This is a genomic window from Vibrio ziniensis (assembly GCF_011064285.1).
In the GTDB taxonomy this organism is placed as follows: domain Bacteria; phylum Pseudomonadota; class Gammaproteobacteria; order Enterobacterales; family Vibrionaceae; genus Vibrio; species Vibrio ziniensis.
Window position 1 is genome coordinate 520,721 of the sequence record NZ_CP049331.1, and the last position, 19,442, is coordinate 540,162.

At 43.2% G+C, this 19,442-nt stretch carries 16 protein-coding genes; 7 read left to right on the forward strand and 9 right to left on the reverse strand.

The features are described from left to right. Positions 1-243: 243 nt before the first annotated feature. On the forward strand, positions 244-1,668 hold the full coding sequence (gene lpdA, locus G5S32_RS02425; protein WP_165310317.1) for a dihydrolipoyl dehydrogenase: 1,425 nt from the start codon (positions 244-246) through the stop codon (positions 1,666-1,668). Positions 1,669-1,744: 76 nt separating this feature from the next. Here lpdA and G5S32_RS02430 read toward each other — a convergent pair whose 3' ends face one another. Then, a complete protein-coding gene (locus G5S32_RS02430) occupies positions 1,745-2,353 on the reverse strand; it encodes a LuxR/HapR/OpaR family quorum-sensing transcriptional regulator (protein ID WP_165310318.1) in 609 nt (202 codons plus the stop codon). Between the two features lie 318 nt (positions 2,354-2,671). On the opposite strand from G5S32_RS02430, the gene hpt reads away from it, so the two are divergent. Then, positions 2,672-3,202, forward strand: a complete 531-nt coding sequence (gene hpt, locus G5S32_RS02435) for a hypoxanthine phosphoribosyltransferase (protein WP_165310319.1) — start codon at positions 2,672-2,674, stop codon at positions 3,200-3,202. Between the two features lie 88 nt (positions 3,203-3,290). Here the strand turns inward: hpt and can are convergent, their stop codons facing one another. Further along, positions 3,291-3,959, reverse strand: a complete 669-nt coding sequence (gene can / locus G5S32_RS02440) for a carbonate dehydratase (protein ID WP_165310320.1) — start codon at positions 3,957-3,959, stop codon at positions 3,291-3,293. A 248-nt stretch (positions 3,960-4,207) separates the two neighbouring features. Here can and G5S32_RS02445 point away from each other — a divergent pair, with 248 nt between their 5' ends. Together G5S32_RS02445 and G5S32_RS02450 are read left to right on the forward strand one after the other, a co-directional pair. After that, positions 4,208-5,119: an ABC transporter ATP-binding protein gene (locus G5S32_RS02445; protein WP_165310321.1), complete on the forward strand. Its 912-nt coding sequence runs from the start codon at positions 4,208-4,210 to the stop codon at positions 5,117-5,119. A gap of 9 nt (positions 5,120-5,128) precedes the next feature. Beyond that, positions 5,129-5,899, forward strand: coding sequence for an ABC transporter permease (locus G5S32_RS02450; protein ID WP_165310322.1), 771 nt, complete (start codon positions 5,129-5,131; stop codon positions 5,897-5,899). Positions 5,900-5,949: 50 nt separating this feature from the next. On the opposite strand, the gene panC is transcribed toward G5S32_RS02450, so the two are convergent. The 7 genes from panC to sfsA form a co-directional block, all read right to left on the reverse strand. Next, positions 5,950-6,819 carry a pantoate--beta-alanine ligase gene (panC, locus tag G5S32_RS02455; protein WP_165310323.1) on the reverse strand — a complete coding sequence of 290 codons (870 nt, stop codon included), beginning with the start codon at positions 6,817-6,819 and terminating at the stop codon, positions 5,950-5,952. Between the two features lie 10 nt (positions 6,820-6,829). Continuing rightward, positions 6,830-7,624 carry a 3-methyl-2-oxobutanoate hydroxymethyltransferase gene (panB, locus tag G5S32_RS02460; protein ID WP_165310324.1) on the reverse strand — a complete coding sequence of 265 codons (795 nt, stop codon included), beginning with the start codon at positions 7,622-7,624 and terminating at the stop codon, positions 6,830-6,832. 36 nt (positions 7,625-7,660) lie between these two features. Then, on the reverse strand, positions 7,661-8,143 hold the full coding sequence (folK, locus tag G5S32_RS02465) for a 2-amino-4-hydroxy-6-hydroxymethyldihydropteridine diphosphokinase (protein WP_165310325.1): 483 nt from the start codon (positions 8,141-8,143) through the stop codon (positions 7,661-7,663). 14 nt (positions 8,144-8,157) lie between these two features. Further along, positions 8,158-9,519, reverse strand: coding sequence for a polynucleotide adenylyltransferase PcnB (gene pcnB / locus G5S32_RS02470; protein ID WP_165310326.1), 1,362 nt, complete (start codon positions 9,517-9,519; stop codon positions 8,158-8,160). Positions 9,520-9,629: 110 nt separating this feature from the next. Continuing rightward, positions 9,630-10,499, reverse strand: a complete 870-nt coding sequence (gene gluQRS / locus G5S32_RS02475; protein WP_165310327.1) for a tRNA glutamyl-Q(34) synthetase GluQRS — start codon at positions 10,497-10,499, stop codon at positions 9,630-9,632. A 316-nt stretch (positions 10,500-10,815) separates the two neighbouring features. Beyond that, entirely contained in the window at positions 10,816-11,262 is a 447-nt protein-coding gene (dksA, locus tag G5S32_RS02480) for an RNA polymerase-binding protein DksA (protein ID WP_042484487.1), read from the reverse strand. A 125-nt stretch (positions 11,263-11,387) separates the two neighbouring features. Continuing rightward, positions 11,388-12,143 (reverse strand): DNA/RNA nuclease SfsA, encoded by a 756-nt coding sequence (sfsA, locus tag G5S32_RS02485; RefSeq protein ID WP_165310328.1) that lies wholly within the window; start codon positions 12,141-12,143, stop codon positions 11,388-11,390. Positions 12,144-12,217: 74 nt separating this feature from the next. Here sfsA and hrpB point away from each other — a divergent pair, with 74 nt between their 5' ends. From hrpB to G5S32_RS02500, 3 genes are all read left to right on the forward strand, one after another. Beyond that, entirely contained in the window at positions 12,218-14,701 is a 2,484-nt protein-coding gene (gene hrpB, locus G5S32_RS02490) for an ATP-dependent helicase HrpB (RefSeq protein ID WP_165310329.1), read from the forward strand. Beyond that, a complete protein-coding gene (gene mrcB / locus G5S32_RS02495; RefSeq protein WP_165310330.1) occupies positions 14,698-17,058 on the forward strand; it encodes a penicillin-binding protein 1B in 2,361 nt (786 codons plus the stop codon). Before hrpB ends, mrcB begins: the two co-directional genes overlap by 4 nt. 132 nt (positions 17,059-17,190) lie before the next feature. After that, positions 17,191-19,425, forward strand: coding sequence for a patatin-like phospholipase family protein (locus G5S32_RS02500; RefSeq protein ID WP_246201075.1), 2,235 nt, complete (start codon positions 17,191-17,193; stop codon positions 19,423-19,425). The last annotated feature ends 17 nt before the right edge of the window (positions 19,426-19,442 follow it).

A 19,442-nucleotide genomic window follows, 5' to 3' on the forward strand; every position in this document is an offset into this window, starting at 1 on the left:
TAAGACGAATAAGGCGGCGCAAGCCGCCTTGATTCAACTTTTGACTATCAATTTGAATGTAACAATGAATGCTGAATGGCTTTAAGTGCGTTTGAATTGTTGGCTAGCTCACAGGCTAAATGGATTTACTTTTCACACCATTAACATCTCTGTAAACTGTTGCGGTCTGAAAATAATCGTATTAATTAAAAAAGATATCATACCCACTCAGCCTGTTAGGGATATTGACTACAAGAGGTCGAAATGAGCAAAGAAATTAAAGCCCAAGTTGTTGTACTTGGTGCAGGTCCTGCTGGTTACTCCGCTGCATTCCGTTGTGCAGACTTAGGTCTGGAAACTGTTATTATCGAACGTTACAACACTCTAGGTGGTGTATGTTTGAACGTGGGTTGTATCCCATCGAAAGCACTTCTTCACGTAGCTAAAGTTATCGAAGAAGCTAAAGCTCTTGCTGAACACGGTATCGTATTCGGTGAACCTCAAACGGATATCGACAAGATCCGTCTATGGAAAGAAAAAGTAATTAACCAGTTAACTGGCGGTCTTGGTGGCATGGCTAAGATGCGTAAAGTTACAGTGGTAAACGGTTTTGGTAAATTTACTGGTCCTAACACCATTGAAGTGGAAGGCGAAGACGGTAAAACTACTGTAAGCTTTGACAACGCTATCGTTGCTGCGGGTTCTCGCCCAATCAAACTTCCATTTATTCCACATGAAGATCCACGTATTTGGGACTCAACTGATGCTCTTGAGCTGAAAGAAGTACCAGGAAAACTGTTGATCATGGGTGGCGGTATCATCGGTCTAGAAATGGGTACGGTATACCACGCACTAGGTTCACAAATCGACGTTGTAGAGATGTTCGACCAAGTGATTCCAGCTGCGGATAAAGACATCGTTAAAGTTTACACCAAGCGCATCAAAGACAAGTTCAACCTGATGCTAGAAACGAAAGTAACGGCAGTTGAAGCGAAAGAAGATGGTATCTACGTTTCAATGGAAGGTAAAAAAGCACCTGCTGAACCTGAGCGTTACGATGCTGTTCTTGTTGCAATCGGCCGTGTACCAAACGGTAAACTTCTAGACGCAGAGAAAGCTGGCCTTGAAGTTGATGAGCGTGGCTTCATCAATGTAGACAAGCAAATGCGTTCTAACGTACCTCACATCTTTGCAATCGGTGACATCGTTGGTCAACCAATGCTTGCTCACAAAGGTGTTCACGAAGGTCACGTTGCTGCAGAAGTTATCTCTGGTAAGAAACACTACTTCGATCCTAAAGTTATTCCTTCAATTGCTTACACTGAGCCAGAAGTTGCTTGGGTTGGTAAAACTGAGAAAGAAGCGAAAGCTGAAGGCATTAACTACGAAGTGGCAACATTCCCATGGGCAGCATCAGGCCGTGCGATCGCGTCTGACTGTGCAGATGGTATGACTAAGCTAATCTTTGATAAAGAGACTCATCGCGTAATTGGTGGTGCTATTGTTGGTACTAACGGTGGCGAACTACTTGGTGAAATCGGTCTTGCTATCGAGATGGGCTGTGATGCTGAAGATATCGCTCTAACTATCCACGCTCACCCAACTCTACACGAGTCTGTGGGTCTAGCGGCGGAAGTGTTTGAAGGTACGGTTACAGATCTTCCAAACGCAAAAGCTAAGAAGAAATAATTCTTCTTGAGAGACAGAAAAACCGCTGAATATTCAGCGGTTTTTTACATTTGAAGCTTAAATTTCAAGACTCTACCTATTTATAAATGCAAAGCATATTCATGTAGCTATTCGCGAGTTTGTTTATGGCTTCTTTGTCGTTTATTCGATTTGCTTGAACAAACAATGAATAACAAAGACCGTGGAACAATATAGTTAGCTCTTCTGGATCATGTTTCTCACAAACTTCACCACGTTCAATCGCTTTACTGAAGATGTTCTTAACCAGCATTTGGTTAGTACGGTTGGTAGACATGAAGAGTGGCCACACTTCATCACGAGTTGAAGCACTCCATTCAAACCATACTTTTAACCAATGACAATCTTGGTAACTGATTTCCACCAATTCTTTAGTGATATTTTCTAGGTTATCTCGAGCTGATAAATCTAAATCAATATTATCAGTTAAAAAGTTAGAGAACTGACGAACAACATAAGTGAGTACTTCATCGACTAAATCTTCACGAGTAGGGAAGTAGTTGAAGACCGTTGCAACTGAGACTTGAGCAATTTCAGCGATATCGGCGTGACCACCACGACCAATGCCTCGTCTAGCGAAGACCTCTAGCGCGATTTCCATGAGTTGAAGTTTACGTTTCTGGGGAGATAGCCTTGTTCTAGGTCGTTTCTCGATAGATGCGTCCATAATTGTAAGTCCTTGCCATTTGAGTTGTAGTTGAGTGTTTGCCACTCTAATGATTATTTTATTAGTTGCTATAAAGCTCTATGAGTGTACTGGTGCATATCTTGAAGATCAATAGTTGAGCTATACATTCACCAGTATTATTAAAAATGAGCTTTATCAACAAGTTCAATTTGTATGGACTGAGAGTCAGCATTCACTGTAGGAGAAAAGGTTAACTCTCCTGCTCGGCAGTGTTACTATACGCACCGAATAAATTCAGTGGCGCTACTCTTCGTTTATGAATGCGATCTGTGCCCCAACAAACCAAACGAGAATGGTATGAAGCATACAGTTGAAGTAATGATTTCTGAGCAAGAAGTTCAGGAACGTATCCGTGAACTAGGTAAGCAAATCACTCAACATTACCAAGGCAGCCAAGATTTGGTGCTAGTTGGTTTGTTACGTGGCTCATTTGTTTTCATGGCTGACTTGGCGCGAGCAATTGGACTGACTCACCAAGTAGACTTTATGACAGCATCGAGTTATGGCAATTCGATGACAAGTTCTCGTGATGTTCGTATCCTGAAAGACTTGGATGATGACATTAAAGGTAAGGATGTATTGCTTGTTGAAGACATCATCGATACAGGTAACACTCTAAACAAAGTGAAAGAGATCCTTTCTCTACGTGAGCCTAATTCAATTCAGATTTGTACGTTGCTTGATAAACCTTCTCGTCGCGAAGTTGACGTGGAAGTGTCTTGGGTAGGTTTTGAAATTCCAGATGAGTTTGTTGTAGGTGTGGGTATTGATTATGCGCAAAAATACCGTCACTTGCCGTTCATTGGTAAAGTAGTACCACAAGAATAACCGCCTAATTCACCGGATATCAAAAAGCCCACAATCAGTGGGCTTTTTTACATTCACTATGAATGTAAAGATATTAGCTACAAGAAGGTTAGCGACAAAGTAGCTTATATTCAGGATTAAGAATTTTTTCCATAGCCTTGTTATAAGTGTTATTGATGGTTTCACGTGAGTTACAACGAACACCTAGATACTCTAGCTTACCATCTTCGATACCATAGACAACGCCGTGAAGCTCAACTTCTTGTCCACGCTCCCAAGCATTTTGTAGGATGGTGGAGTTTGCTAAGTTGTGAACTTGTTCTGCTACGTTTATTTCTGCCAGTTTGTCAGATCGATCTTCTTCAGGCATCTGCTCAATATATTTTCGGTGCTTAAAGTATAAGTCACGAATATGCAGCAACCAGTTGTTGATCAATCCCAGTTGTGGATTTTCTATCGAAGCCGTAACACCTCCACACCCATAGTGACCACAGATGATGAGGTGTTTCACTTTAAGTACATCTACTGCATATTGTACCACTGAAAGACAGTTTAAGTCGGTATGGATGACTTGGTTTGCAACGTTACGATGAACGAACAATTCGCCTGAGTATAGGCCAGTTAAACGCTCTGCTGGTACACGGCTATCTGAGCAACCAATCCATAAAAAATCTGGATTTTGTCCTTCAGCGAGCTTAGTAAAGTACTCTGGGCGGTCTGCTTTAATCGACTCTGACCACTTTGAGTTGTTATCGAATAGTTGTTTAATCTCTGGCATGTTACTTCCCTTAAATTGCTGTTCCAACTATACACAATGTCATTACATCAATCTCTGACTATTTCGCCTAGAGATTACTCATCTGAGCAGTATAGAAAATTATCCATGATTTTCATCGGGTAACAACCCCGAGATTGGTAAAGGTATTTGAGAATACATGTCGGAATGTAAAACAATTTTCTGCCTAGGGTTGAAAACTGCTAATAAAATCGGCACATATACGGTATTCCAAACTAAAGAGCTCCATTATGTACGCATTAGAAATAGATCAGTTGCGCAAAACCTACACTGGAGGTTTTGAAGCTCTGAAGGGCATCAGTGTGTCTGTTAAAAAGGGTGACTTCTACGCCTTACTTGGGCCTAACGGCGCAGGTAAATCTACGACTATCGGTATCATTTCTTCATTGGTTAACAAGTCTTCAGGCAAAGTAAAGGTGTTTGGTTACGATATTGATACCCATCTCGAAGAAGCTAAACAGCAGTTGGGCTTAGTGCCACAAGAATTTAATTTCAATCAATTTGAAACCGTCGAACAGATTGTCATTCAGCAAGCGGGTTACTACGGCGTCCCTAAAACAGTCGCTAAAGAACGTGCAGAGAAGTATCTAACGCAATTAGATTTATGGGAAAAACGTAAAGAGCGTGCTCGTAATCTATCTGGAGGTATGAAGCGTCGTTTGATGATTGCTCGTGCATTAATGCACGAACCTCAGTTGCTGATTCTTGATGAACCAACAGCAGGGGTTGATATCGAGTTACGTCGTTCTATGTGGGAGTTTTTGAAAAAAATTAACGCTCAGGGCATCACGATTATCCTGACTACTCACTATCTGGAAGAAGCAGAAATGCTATGTCGTAACATCGGTATCATCAACCGTGGTGAACTTATCGAGAATACGACCATGAAAGGTCTGCTTTCAAAACTGCATGTTGAAACCTTCGTGCTGGATATTGAGAACGAAAGCCAACTATCCAATCTTGATGGTGTGATTTCGCAAACCCTGAAAGATGGCTCGTTAGAAATCGAAATCGAAAAAACAGAAGGGCTTAACCACATCTTCAGTCAGCTCACAGAACAGGGTGTGAGAGTGCTTTCGATGCGTAACAAAGCTAACCGTTTAGAAGAACTGTTTGTACGAATTGTTCGCGAGCAGAGTTAAGGAAACACTATGTATCAGATTTATTGGACAGCTTTTGTTAGCTTGTTAAGTAAAGAAGTCACTCGTTTTACACGAATTTGGGTGCAAACCTTGGTCCCACCTGTAATTACGATGTGCTTGTACTTCATCATATTTGGTAACTTGATTGGTTCGCGCATTGGTCAAATGAACGGTTTTAGCTATATGGAATATATAGTGCCGGGTTTGATCATGATGTCTGTTATCACTAACTCGTATTCGAACGTAGCTTCTTCATTCTTCAGTGCCAAGATGCAGAAAAATATCGAAGAGTTATTGGTAGCGCCAGTACCTAATTACGTCATTATTGCCGGATATGTGATGGGTGGAGTGACTCGTGGTCTGTTGGTAGGCGCTTTAGTGACTTTTGTTTCCTTGTTCTTTGTTCATCTAAATGTGGAGCACTGGGGTGTGATTTTCATGACGGTATTCATGACATCAATAGTGTTTTCATTAGGCGGATTGATTAACGCGGTGTTTGCAAAAACGTTCGACGATATCTCTATTGTGCCGACATTTGTTCTTACGCCATTAACCTATTTAGGTGGCGTGTTTTATTCGATCAGTTTGCTGCCTGAGTTCTGGCAAGGTGTCTCTAAGATCAACCCGATCGTCTATATGGTGAACGCGTTCCGCTATGGTTTTTTGGGCGTATCAGATGTAGGTATCGTGACTTCATTTAGTGTATTAAGCGTATTTGTTGTCGTGCTTTATTGTGTTGCTCATTACCTAGTGACTAAAGGTAAAGGCTTACGCAGTTAAATACACTGAACTCAATAAAAAAGGTCAACTATCGTTGACCTTTTTTATTATTAACCGTTCGATGGCTCAACCATTAAATCAACGACTTGGTTGTCAATTAATCGGACATTACCCAAAAATGCGGACATGAGTATAACTACTTGAGTCGTATGACTTGATGGTGTTAGCAATGTTTTAGCGTCGCGAATAAATATCTCGTCAGGTTCGAACCCAGCAGCTCTAAGCTGGTCTTGAGCATCAACCACAATGGTATCGTAATCACGACGAGTACCACGAATGGTGCTGCTAATCCAGTGCATGGTACGGGCAAGAACTGGTGCTCTTTGACGCTCATCTAAGGTGAGCAAATTATTACGAGAGCTCATTGCCAAACCATCCAATTCGCGAACAGTAGGTACACCCACGATCTCAACTTCTAAGCATAAATCTTCAACCATTTGGCGAATAACGGCGAGTTGTTGATAGTCTTTTTCGCCAAAGCAAGCCACATCAGGTTTAACGATATTAAATAACTTGGTAACAACCGTTGCTACGCCACGGAAGTGTCCTGGACGAGAAGCTCCTTCAAGCATGGTTGATAACCCAGGAACTTCCACAGAAGTTTGCTTATCAAGTCCATTTGGATACATGATATCTGGTGTTGGCGTGAAAACGATTTCTACGCGTTCACTTGCTAGCTTGTTGTAGTCTTCTTCTAATGTGCGAGGGTAACTCTTAAGGTCATCCGCTCGTTCAAACTGCATTGGGTTGACGAAGATACTTACTATAACAACATCAGCCAATTCACGAGCTTTGCGCACAAGAGTAAGGTGACCTTCGTGCAAGTTACCCATTGTTGGAACAAAAGCCACTTTTCGACCATCACGCTTATACTGTTGGATCTGCTCGCGAAGAGCCGAAATGTCAGCATATGTCTGCATGAATTACTCCTTAGGCAATAGTGTGGGCTTCATCCGGGAAGCGTCCGGCTTCTACGTCAGCAATATAAGTAGCAACAGCTTTATGCATGTCACCTGTTTCTGCAAGGAAATTTTTCGAGAACTTAGGCATGTAGTTTGCTGAAATTCCGAACATATCGTGCATAACAAGAATTTGACCATCAGTGCTGTTACCTGCACCGATACCAATTACAGGTACCTCCAGAATTTGCGTAATACGCTCTGCCAAGCCTGCTGGCACACATTCTAGAAGGACGATTTGCGCACCTGCTTCTTGTAGTGCCATTGCATCTCTTACCATACGATCTGCTTGTTCTTGGTCTCGACCTTGAACTTTGTAGCCACCGAAGATGTTGACTGATTGAGGAGTCAAACCTAAGTGCGCACACACAGGAACAGCACGTTCAGTTAGCATCTTAACGGTGTCTACTAACCAGTCGCCACCTTCAATTTTCACCATGTTTGCACCAGCTCGCATGATTTTCGCAGCGTTTTCACATGCTTGCTCAGGTGTTGCATAGCTCATGAATGGCATATCAGCCATCAATAGACAGTTAGGGCTGCCTTTACGTACACAGCGAGTGTGATAAGCGATATCTTCAACGCTAACTGGCAAGGTATCTGTCTCTCCTTGGAGAACCATACCCAGAGAGTCACCCACTAAAAGAACTGGCATCTCTTGGCTTTCAAACAGTTGCGCGAAACTCGCGTCATAGGCAGTAGAAGTAGCAAATTTACGACCTTCTTTTTTCCACTTCATTAGGTCGTTGATGGTTATTTTTTTCATTGTATGTCCTTACTAAGTCAATTGGTCTGAGCTTGGCTATTGCCAAATATTCAGCCCATTGAGCGGAACAGATTTGAGTAATTCTTGAAGCGCAGTTCCATCTGGAAGCTGTAGCTTGGGGGCTATTTCTGCAAGGGGATGCAGAACGAATTCCCTTACGCGCATACCATAATGAGGTACGGTCAATCGTTCGGAGTCGATGATCTCATTGCCAAAAAGTACGATGTCGAGATCTAAGGTTCTTGGCCCCCAACGCTCATCTTTACGGACTCGCCCTTGTTCTTGTTCAATTGCTTGAGTGCAGTCAAGCAACTCAAGAGGTGTTAACTCTGTATCAACCGCCACAACAGCATTAATGTAATCCGGTTGATTTTGTGGACCCATTGGCGTGCTGCTGTATAGCGATGAAGCCGCGATAAAACGCGACTTCGGTAACTTGGTCAGAGCTTCAATAGCATTGTTAGCTTGACTCACAGGATCACTGAGATTACTGCCTACTGCGATATAAACTCTTGTCATGGAGTTGCTCTGTGTCATGACGTTGGCTTGCTCTTTTTCTTACGTGTCGATGGGCGACGACGGCGTGTACTTGATGGTTTACTCACGCTATCTAAGTCAGTCACCATTGCTTGACGCATGTTGCGACCCGCTGTTTGGAAAGTTTGCCACCAATCAGCCAGTTGCTTCACTTCGCCATCTTCAACTTCACCACGCATTTCTAGGAAATCAAAACCAGCACGGAACTTATTCAGTTCCATCAAGCGGAATGCGCGTTTACCATTGCGGCGAGGCAGGCGTAATTGTAGCTGCCAAATTTCGCGCATTGTCGCAGTGTGACGGCGAGGAATCGCGATAGATTTCACTACTTCATCGAGGATTTTATTGCTCGCTTCCATGATGGCATCGTAATAATTAAGGTTATGCGTTTCCATCATCTCTTCAGCAAGCTTGACCATCGGATACCAGAAAATGGCTGCAAACATGAAGGCAGGATTGATTCTCTTATCTTCTTCAATGCGCTGGTCGGTAGAATCCAACACAAGATCGAGCATGTGCTCAGTTTGAGATGAATAATCTTCAGTGAAATGACGTGCAATCGTCGGGAATACTTGTTGGAACAAGTTGTATTCACGCATCAGGTGGTAAGTTTCCAAACCGTGTCCTGATTGCAGCATCTTCAGCATTTCTTCGTAAAGACGTGCCGCTGGGATATCACGCAGTAATGGCGCGAGCTCCTCAATAGGTGCAGCCGTGTCTTCTTCGATGTCGAAATCGAGTTTTACTGCAAAGCGTACAGCCCGAAGCATACGAACAGGGTCTTCGCGGTAACGGGTTTCAGGGTCGCCAATAAGACGAACTAATCTGTCTTCCAGATCTTCTAAACCGCCAGCATAATCGTGAATGCTGTAATCCGCGATGTTGTAGTACATGGCGTTGATGGTGAAGTCTCGACGCTCTGCATCTTCATCGATGGTGCCGTAGACGTTATCACGCAGCAGCATTCCTGCTTCTGACTGAGCAGCAAGCTGTTTATTTTCTTCTTGGTGATGGCCTCGGAAAGTCGCAACTTCAATGATGTCACGTCCAAACATAATGTGTGCAAGACGGAAACGACGACCGATCAGACGGCAGTTACGGAATAACTGGCGAATTTCTTCAGGTGTTGCGTTAGTTGCTATATCGAAGTCTTTTGGTACTTCTTCGAGGAGTAAATCTCGAACACCACCACCGACTAGGTAGGCGTCAAAACCCGCACCCTGGAGGCGATACAACACCTTTAACGCGTTATCGCTAATCTGCTTACGCGAAATGTTGTGCTCTTGGCGCGTGACGATATTCAAGTCTAAGCTTGGATATATGTGATGTTCGCTTTCGTTTAAGTCGTTGTTATTCATGTATTTTTTACAATGATTGGTGTTGCCTTTTGTGTCAATAACTTTTGACGTTATCTTTCAAATAGGCTGGATTTGCGGCTAATAATAGCTTACCAGGCGTCATTTGAGAATCACGGTGTGATCTCGATCTGCTCTGGAAGCTGCCCAATGTGCCAATTTTCTGTTCCCCAGAGAATGATCTCATTGATACGACCTTCAATCATTTCATCGGGAAGGTTAAATCCTAAAAACTGCATCGCCTTTATCAGCGTTGGTCTAGGGTTATTTGCATCAATCGCTGTTGCATGGTTTTGCTTTGAAAGCTTATTACCATTGATGTCCATCGCCAGCGGTAAATGCAGATAGCTGATCGGTGTCTGATTCAGCGTTTTATATAAGCTGATTTGGCGACCTGTTGGCTCAATCAAATCAGCGCCCCGAACCACTTCGGTAACGCCTTGGTTAACATCATCAATCACCACTGCTAAGTTATACGCATATAGACCATCTCGGCGTTTAATAATGAAATCTTCTTTGCTCAATGCTTCTGGTATTGTCATTTCACCATGTTTCAGGTCGATGAATGACGAGACTGGATAGTCCATTCGCAATCGAACGGAGCATTCAGATCTATTGGTTAACCCCTTATCCCGACAAGTTCCAAGATAGAAATCTCCAGAATCTTTAATCTGTTTACGCGTGCACTGGCATAAGTATGCTTGACCAGAGGCGAGCCATTGATCGATTTGCTGTTGATATAGATGGTGACGCTGACTCTGATAAACAACCTCGCCATCCCACTCTAATCCATAAGCTTCTATTGCTTTTAAAATAAGATCGGCTGCTCCAGGCATCTCTCTTGGTGGATCGAGATCTTCTATTCTTACTAACCATTGACCAAGTTGTGACTTGGCTTGGAAGTAACTACCTAATGCGGCGACTAATGAACCAAAATGTAATGGTCCAGAAGGAGAAGGAGCGAAACGACCAACGTAACTCATAATGCCTATGTTTACTTAAGAATATTTATGAAAGAAGTGTAAGTATCAAGCTTAATGATGTCATTGGCTATTTTTTTCGACCTTATACCAACAACGTTAATTTGATAATCAAATTGGTTCTGAGCACCCACAACCTCCTAGCCATGGATGGCTCGGCGGAGCTCCAAGGAAGGGTTTGTTTGAGTTTGTATTCTGTACTCATTGTTTTATATCAAACAGATTAATAATGGCATAGGCATTATTTCTTTTATGAAAGTCGTGCCAAAATAGCAAAACAAAAAGGGAGCAATTGCTCCCTTAGTGACATCTGTTGGGGTTAACCCATCATTTGCTTTTCTTTGATTTCTGCAAGAGTTTTACAGTCGATACAAAGGTCAGCAGTAGGGCGGGCTTCTAAGCGACGAATGCCAATTTCAACACCACAAGATTCACAGAAACCGAAGTCATCTTCTTTTAGCTTGTCTAGTGTCTTTTCGATCTTCTTAATCAAGCGACGTTCACGGTCACGATTACGAAGTTCTAGGCTGAATTCTTCTTCTTGAGAAGCGCGGTCAACAGGGTCAGGAAAGTTTGCCGCTTCGTCCTGCATATGGTGCACAGTGCGATCAACTTCTTCCCTGAGCTGGTTGCGCCAAGCTTGTAAAATTTTCGTAAAATGAGCCACTTGCTCAGGTGACATGTATTCTTCACCTGCTTTTTCTTGGTATGGCTCAACACCTGCAATGGCTAGGATGCCTAGCGTTTTCTTTTTGGATTCTGGCATACAGCATCTCCTACTAACACCTAGTCAACTGCTATCGCAGTCAATTTAAGGCGGGTATCTATAGCAAAAAGAAGTAATTGAGGCAAACACTGTTTTACAAAGTTATCGTTAATATGAAGGTTCCATCAATTTTTTGATGATTGATGAAAAAATTCGATTGCCGATACGAGTTGTATTCCATTGTTTGAAAGTTGTGCTTTGTAGCATAGTACTTCCACGCCAGCTTCTTGTGCAATTTTTAACAATTGTGAATAGTTCGCGTCTATATGGTGAGCGGGGGAGACTTTTTCAATCCCTGAGTGTAAAACTGTGAATAAAAGTACGGCCCGGCTCCCACTTTGGACCATTTCTGACAGTTCTCGTAAGTGTTTTTGCCCACGAGTGGTGATTGCATCAGGGAAATAACCTTGTCCAATGCGTTGATTCTCTTCTCCGCTCTCTAAATTACGTTCATCCAATAGAGTCACGCTTTTCACTTCTACATAACAGTGTGGTTTAGATTCGCTGCAGAGCAAGATATCAATGCGACTATTTTCAGCACCATACTTCACTTCTGTGCGTAACTGCTCATAACCTTGTAATTCTTTAATCGTCCCGTTATAGATTGCCTCGACGGCAAGCTGATTTGCTCGTGCTGTGTTAATGCAAATTTGATGACCTTGCGCCGTTTCTGTTATCTCCCAACTGTGAGGGTATTTACGTTTTATATTGTCAGATGTTGAATACCAAACTTGGTTTCCTGACTCGGCACACCCGGTCATAGACCCCGTATTGGCACAGTGAATAGTGATTTGCTTTCCATCTTTTAATTCAATATCCGCAAGAAAACGCTTGTAGCGTTTAATTAGTGTCGCGCGCTCTAGCGCTGGTATAAATTGCATCGAGATCCCTGTACTGTTTTTATGTACAATGCTTTGGTTGTCAATCTGGGATATTTAAACATAAGGACATTCTCTTGTCACAACTGCCGATCCACGCGGTGATACCTGATTTGCTTGCAGGTGTTGAGCACTCTCCCCAACTGATTTTGAAAGCGGCACCCGGCGCGGGTAAGTCGACTTATTTTCCACTCGCGTTGCTCAAATCTGGATTAGTAGACGGGAAAATAATTATGCTCGAGCCTAGGCGATTGGCAGCGAGAAACATCGCTCGTTACTTATCTGAGCAACTGGGTGAGCAAGTGGGGAAAACCATTGGTTATCGTGTTAGGGGAGAAACAAAAGTTAGCCACGATACTCGTTTGGAGGTCGTTACTGAAGGAATCATGACACGCATGATCCAAAGTGATCCTGAACTGGATGGTATTGGTGCGTTGATTTTTGATGAATTCCACGAACGCAGTATTCATGCTGATACGGCTCTGGCATTAAGCTTAGAAGTGCAATCGGTACTTCGTGAAGACTTAAAAATCATCGTCATGTCAGCAACCTTAGATCAAGCTGCACTGCAACAGTTATTACCTCTAGCTGCCTATGTGGAATCAGACGGCAGAGGTTATCCGATTGAGGTTCGCTATCATTCATTGAGTATGAATGATCCTTTGGTTCCTGCGATGGCTAAGCAAATTAGAAGTCTAATCAATAACGAACAAGGCTCTCTGCTCGCATTTTTGCCGGGCGCTGCAAGTATTATGTCTTTAGCAGAACAACTCAGTGATCTTCCAAACGATGTTGATGTTTGTCCTATTTATGGACAAATGAATTTTTCTGATCAGCAAAAAGCGATTTCTGCGCCACCACCAGGGAAGCGCAAAGTTGTACTGGCGACCAACATTGCAGAGACTTCATTAACTATTGAAGGTATACGTATAGTTGTGGATTCAGGTTTGGAGCGAGTTGCTCGATTTGATTTGAAAACTGGCATTACTCGTTTAGAGCAAGTCAGAATTGCTCAGTCATCCTCTGAACAGCGAGCTGGTCGGGCTGGACGTTTAGAAGCGGGGATTTGCATGCGCTTATACAGTGAGTCTCAATTTTACCAGCAGCCCAAAGTATCCATTCCCGAAATACTGCAAAGTGACCTTGCTCCACTTGTGTTAGAGCTAGCGCAGTGGGGAGTAAAAAACGCTAATGAGTTGCAGTGGCTGGATTTACCACCGATACCAGCCATCAACCAAGCCCAGTCTTTATTGATTTCTTTGGGACTAATCGACAAACACAATCAACTGACAAGTATGGGCAAAGAGGCGCATCGCTTAGGTGTTGAACCTCGCATCGCTGCCATGTTGCTAAAAGTAGAGAATAAAAATTCTGTACTGTTAAACAGCGCTTTGGCTCTAGCTGCTCTGCTTGAAGAACCTGAAAAGCAGATACTCGATTTGCAATATAGCTTGCACCGTTGGCAGCAAGGGAATCATCCTAAATCCAAGCAAATGACACAAAGAGCCGTTGCTCTGGCTAACAAGTTGGACTGTGTGTTTTCGTTAAATGAGGTAAAGAGCCACTTGTTGCCTTTGGTGGCTTGTTTAGCGTTTCCTGATCGGATAGCTCAAAAGCGAGGTCAAGCTTATGGTCAATTCTTATTGGCAAATGGGCACGGTGCTTTTATTGATGAGTTACAACCTCTGGCTGCCATTGACTATGTTGTTGCGCTTGATTTGATGAGGTCACAGAGTCCATCAAACCAAGTAAGTCAATCAAGTCGTATCTTCTGTGCTTTGGCGTTGGACATTACGGATTTGGAATCGCAATTTGGCTCATTATTTCTAACCACTGAACAGGTGGATTGGGATGAAAAAGCTGGGCGCTTAGTGGCTGAAGAACGTTGTTGCTTGGGGGAGCTTGTTATTCGCCGCCGTGCTTTGCCTGAACCAGATAAACAAAAAATGACGCAAGCCTTGCTTAATTATGTCGAGCGCAAAGGACTTTCAGTTTTAAACTGGAGTGACGACTCTCTACAGTGGTTGGAGCGGGTTCGTTGTGCAATAGATTGGCTTGATGATGAAGAGTGGCCCGCGATGGATGAGGCAAGCCTGTTGTGCGAATTAAGAGATTGGTTAGAGCCTTATCTGATAGGCATTACATCAGTCAAAGCATTGCAAAAAATAAATTTGATCGAAGCGCTTAATGCTAGGTTGGGTTGGCCTTTAAATCAGCAGTTAGATGAATGGCTGCCCGTGGACCATGTTCTGCCAACCGGAACACATAAAAAAATCCGTTATCAACGTGGCAAGGAACCTGTGCTTTCGGTTCGCATGCAGGAAGTGTTTGGTGAACAAACATCACCAGTTATTGCCAAAGGGCGCCAAGCGATAGTGATGGAACTTCTCTCTCCAGCACAAAGACCATTACAGGTAACGCGCGATCTGGCAGGCTTTTGGGCTGGTGCCTATAAAGAAGTGCAAAAAGAGATGAAGGGACGATACCCCAAGCATGTATGGCCTGATGATCCTGCTAACCACATTGCAACCACCAAAACCAAACGACAATTGAATTCATGACAAATAAACGTAGTAACCCAAAACCGGAAAGCAAAAGAAAACCGACCAACAGATCGTCTTCAAAATCTCGCACATCCGTAAAGAAACCTAATCGTCCAAAGTCTTGGCTAAAGCGTTTGTGGGGGATTGGTTGGAAAGTGAGTGTCGCCGTGGTCGCTATATTGGTGTTTGCGGGTATTTATCTCGATAGCGTAATTAAACATCGCTTCGAGGGGCAATTATTTGATTTGCCTACGGTTGTTTATGCGCGAATTTTGGAAATTGCTCCAGGAGATAATCTCAGTATTAAAGAGCTACGAAATGAGCTTGATGTACTCAATTACCGAAAAGTAGCTAGCCCTCGATATGCTGGCGAGTATTCGGCTTCTTCAACTCGTATTGAGATGATCCGCCGTCCATTTGAGTTCGCCGATGGGCCTGAACCTGATCGTCATATCATGATCAACTTTGATGAAAATGGCGTGCAACGGATTCAATCTTTAGAGCAAAGAGGAGATCTCGGTTATTTGCGCATTGAACCGAAAATGCTTGGGATGTTGGAGAAAGATGTACAAGAGCAACGTTTGTTCTTGCGTCGTGAGCAATTCCCCGAAGTGATGATCGATGCTTTACTGATTACCGAAGATAGGCATTTCTATCAGCACGATGGTGTCTCTCCTTTGGCTATTGCACGCGCTATGGTCGTCAACCTTAAAGCTGGTCGTACTGTACAGGGGGGAAGTACTCTGACTCAGCAGCTAGCTAAAAACATCTTCTTATCCAATGACAGAACTTTGTGGCGCAAGTTACGTGAAGCCTATATGGCTCTGATCATTGATTATCGTTATAGCAAAGACCGAATTCTTGAAGCGTACTTGAATGAGGTTTATTTAGGTCAGAATGGTAATGAGAGTGTACACGGATTTGGTTTAGCTTCCCGTCTCTATTTTGGTCAGCCATTACAAGAGTTACGCATTGATCAGCTTGCTTTGCTGGTGGGTATGGTCAAAGGACCGTCTTATTACAACCCTATGCGTTTTCCCGAAAGAGCGAAAGAACGTCGTGATTTGGTTCTTCGCTTGATGATGGACCAAAACATTCTTACGGCGAAGCAATATGAACAAGCGGTAACTCGCCCATTAGATGTACAAAAAGTGGCGCGTATTGCCAGCCGTCAGCCGGCTTATTTCCAGCAACTTTCAATTGAGCTAAATGAAAAACTAGGTCGCGATTTTAAATCAGATTCTGGCTTGCGTGTTTTCACCTCTCTTGATCCTGTTTCGCAAGCCAAACTGGAAGAGGCGATTGCCGACAAAATGCCAGAGTTGGAGAAAACTGCGGGTAAAGACTTAGAAGCGGCTGCGATTGCCGTTGATCGTCATACTGGTGAGATTCGAGCCATGGTCGGTGGTAAACGTGCGGGGTTTGAAGGATTTAATCGTGCGCTAAACGCGAAAAGACCGATTGGTTCTTTGGTTAAACCAGCTGTTTATCTCACAGCCCTGACACAGCCGGAGAAATACAACTTAGCAACGACTCTAGTTGATAAACCTATCTCATTACAAGGCAGTGAAGGTTCGGTTTGGAGCCCGAGAAACTTTGATCGTCAATATCGTGGGGATGTGCCTTTATATCTGGCGTTGGCTAAATCATTGAATGTTCCTACGGTGCAATTAGGTATGTCTCTTGGCATTGAGAAGGTCTCTGACACTTTGCAGCAGCTTGGCGTGGATAAAAGTGAAATTCGTCCGGTGCCATCTATGTTACTTGGTTCATTTTCACTCTCTCCATACCAAGTCGCGCAGATGTACCAGACACTAACGAATTCTGGGAAAAAAGCGCCAATGTCGGCTTTGCGGTCGGTGTTGGATTTGGAAGGCAAAATACTATATCAATCGATTCCTAAGGTTTATCAAGCCGTTGATCAGCAGGCGGCTTGGTTAACCACATACGCAATGAAACGAGGTGTGTTAGAGGGAACTGGGCGTTATCTACATACTCAGTTTGCTTGGGCTGCACTGGCCGGAAAGACTGGGACTAGTAATGATAGCCGTGACAGTTGGTTTGTTGGCGTAGATGGACGGGAAGTCACGACGATTTGGCTTGGTCGTGATGACAACAAACCTACGGAATTAACGGGTTCAAGTGGTGCGTTGCGAGTATATGCTCAATATCTGCATTATAGAATTCCAGAAAAATTGGTACTGCCGTGGCCAAAAGGTGTGACCACTGTTGGTTTTTCAAACAAGAGTGGTGGCGCGCTTGCACTAGATTGTGGGAATGATTTTAAACTTCCAGTTTGGGATCCAACAGGAGACTGGAAAAAACAGTGTGAGAATCGCCCTGTTGAATGGATAAAAAAACTCTTCCAGTGGTAGATGTCGACGTTTATAGTGTATTGAATTTTAAGGGATTGAGGGCGTTGTGTGGCTTATAAGTTACTCTGTTTTATTTGCTTGAGTTATGCGATGACTTCGTTGAGTGTTCTGGCCAACGAAGCAGTGACACAAATGGAAGCTATTCAAATAGAGCAGGCTCAAGCCGAACGTCCAAAAATTGCGGTAGTACTGGCTGGTGGTGGGGCGAAAGGTGCGGCACATATCGGTGTATTAAAAGCATTGGAAGAGATGCGTATTCCTGTCGATTTCATTACCGGTACCAGCATGGGGGCTTATGTTGGTGGCTTGTATGCAACAGGTATGAGTGCTTCAGAAATAGAAAGTCTAGTGTATAGCGTTGATTGGAATAGTGGTTATCGAGATAGAGTTAGCCGTAGTCAACGACGAGTACGAGAAAAAGAGTATGAAGATCGCTATCAACTTAACGCAGATTTAGGCATTCATTGGGCGGAGGTTCGCGCACCGAAAGGGGTGGTACAGGGACAAAATATGTTGCGTATTTTGCGTGAAACCTCAGGGAACCTTTCTTCATTCAGCTCTTTCAATAACTTGGTTATTCCATATCGTGCTGTAGCAACGGACATTGTCGAACTCCAACCTGTGGTATTGGATAGTGGCTATCTGGTTGATGCTATGATGGCGAGTATGTCGGTTCCCGGTGCTTTACCTCCCTATGAAGTTGATGGTCATTTGCTCGTTGATGGTGGCGTGACCAATAACATGCCAGTTGACGTTGCTAGGGCTATGGGCGCTGACATTGTTATTGCCGTTGATATAAGCACCGACTATAAAGAGCAGGAAGATTTCACTAATTTTTTCACAATGGCTGATCAGCTTTCCAACTATCTTGTGCGACGTAGCACTCAAGACCAAGCTGAAACCTTGACCGAGAATGACGTTTTCTTGAAGCCTCAAGTTGGGCAGATGGAAACAACTGAATTTGTTCGTATGCCGGATGCCTATGAAAAAGGATATCTGGCAGCGATGGAAAATCAGCAGCTACTCTCTAAGTTGTCAGTGACTAGCGCCGAATATCAGAAATACATCGATGCAAAAGAAGAGCGTAGACGTGAACTGAAATACGGCGATGAAGTCGTTGTCGATAGAGTCGTGATTAACAACAAAACTCACTATAGTGATTTGCTGTTGCAAAATCGTTTAAACCTTGCGGAAGGGAAAGCACTATCAACGGAAGAGATTGAGGCGAGTGTCGAGAATCTCTATGCCTTGGATAGATTTGAACTCGTTAGTTACAAATATCAAAAAAATGAAGATCGTGATGAATTAGTGGTTGATGTCCGAGAGAAATCGTGGGGGCCCAATTATGCCAATTTCCGATTTTTTTTAGAGGACGATTTTACAACTGATAGCCAATATTCGATTGGTATTTCGACTAACTTTACCGATTTAAACCCTAACGGTGCTGGACTGATGTTGAACTTAGACGGAGGGACAGACAAATTAATTGAAGCTGAGCTGTATTCACCGTTGTTTTCTGATCAACATAGTTTTATTACCTTAGGGGCTCGCTATAAAAATGATAAGCGTAACATTCCTCTCGATGGCTTTAACGACACGAGTTTAGAATCAACTCGCAATTACATTCCTTTTGCATATAAAGAACTACGTTCTGAGTTAGCGATCGGCTATCAAGAGACCTTATGGCGAGAAGCTAAGTTAGGATATCGCTTTACTTCTGGGGAAACGGAAGTGTCGTCATTACCTGTATTAGGTAATAGTACCTTCACTCGCCATGGCGCATTTTTTAATTATCGAATCGATTCTCTCGATGATTATTACATGCCGAGAAAAGGACTGTATTTTAACTTTGAATATTTAGTTTCTCATGATGAAGTGATAGAAGAGCAGGATGGTTTAGAGGAAGGTACTCAAGATACAGTATCTGAATTATCGGCGAAGTTGGTGACGGCCCATAGTTATAAACGTCATACTTTGGTCGGAACAGCTGAATATGGTGTAGTAAAAAGCAAAAACTCAGTGACCCCAATTGATCCGAAAACGATTGGTGGATTTTTGAATTTGTCAGGTATTCCTCGTAATAGCCTCATTGGACAAAACAAAGCCTTCAGCAGCTTAGTTTATTTGTATCGTTGGTTTGACAATGATTTTGGGCTTTTTATGTCACCGGTATATTTAGGAACATCGATAGAGTATGGCGGAGTTTGGTCAGACTCAGATTTACGCTTACATTCGGCTCCTTTGTATGGTGCAGCCTCAGTTTTTACGGGTGTTGATTCACCAATAGGACCGATTATGTTCGGTTATGGACGTACAGAAGACAATTTTGATTCTTTATATCTGATGCTGGGAACCACGTTTAAGTGACGATGAATAAAGTTTGA

Excerpts from the sequence above, each read along its gene's own strand:
- lpdA (WP_165310317.1), top strand. The coding sequence starts at position 244 with ATGAGCAAAGAAATTAAAGCCCAAGTTGTTGTACTTGGTGCAGGTCCT.
- G5S32_RS02430 (WP_165310318.1), bottom strand. The coding sequence starts at position 2,353 with ATGGACGCATCTATCGAGAAACGACCTAGAACAAGGCTATCTCCCCAG.
- hpt (WP_165310319.1), top strand. The coding sequence starts at position 2,672 with ATGAAGCATACAGTTGAAGTAATGATTTCTGAGCAAGAAGTTCAGGAA.
- can (WP_165310320.1), bottom strand. The coding sequence starts at position 3,959 with ATGCCAGAGATTAAACAACTATTCGATAACAACTCAAAGTGGTCAGAG.
- G5S32_RS02445 (WP_165310321.1), top strand. The coding sequence starts at position 4,208 with ATGTACGCATTAGAAATAGATCAGTTGCGCAAAACCTACACTGGAGGT.
- G5S32_RS02450 (WP_165310322.1), top strand. The coding sequence starts at position 5,129 with ATGTATCAGATTTATTGGACAGCTTTTGTTAGCTTGTTAAGTAAAGAA.
- panC (WP_165310323.1), bottom strand. The coding sequence starts at position 6,819 with ATGCAGACATATGCTGACATTTCGGCTCTTCGCGAGCAGATCCAACAG.
- panB (WP_165310324.1), bottom strand. The coding sequence starts at position 7,624 with ATGAAAAAAATAACCATCAACGACCTAATGAAGTGGAAAAAAGAAGGT.
- folK (WP_165310325.1), bottom strand. The coding sequence starts at position 8,143 with ATGACAAGAGTTTATATCGCAGTAGGCAGTAATCTCAGTGATCCTGTG.
- pcnB (WP_165310326.1), bottom strand. The coding sequence starts at position 9,519 with ATGAATAACAACGACTTAAACGAAAGCGAACATCACATATATCCAAGC.
- gluQRS (WP_165310327.1), bottom strand. The coding sequence starts at position 10,499 with ATGAGTTACGTTGGTCGTTTCGCTCCTTCTCCTTCTGGACCATTACAT.
- dksA (WP_042484487.1), bottom strand. The coding sequence starts at position 11,262 with ATGCCAGAATCCAAAAAGAAAACGCTAGGCATCCTAGCCATTGCAGGT.
- sfsA (WP_165310328.1), bottom strand. The coding sequence starts at position 12,143 with ATGCAATTTATACCAGCGCTAGAGCGCGCGACACTAATTAAACGCTAC.
- mrcB (WP_165310330.1), top strand. The coding sequence starts at position 14,698 with ATGACAAATAAACGTAGTAACCCAAAACCGGAAAGCAAAAGAAAACCG.
- G5S32_RS02500 (WP_246201075.1), top strand. The coding sequence starts at position 17,191 with ATGGAAGCTATTCAAATAGAGCAGGCTCAAGCCGAACGTCCAAAAATT.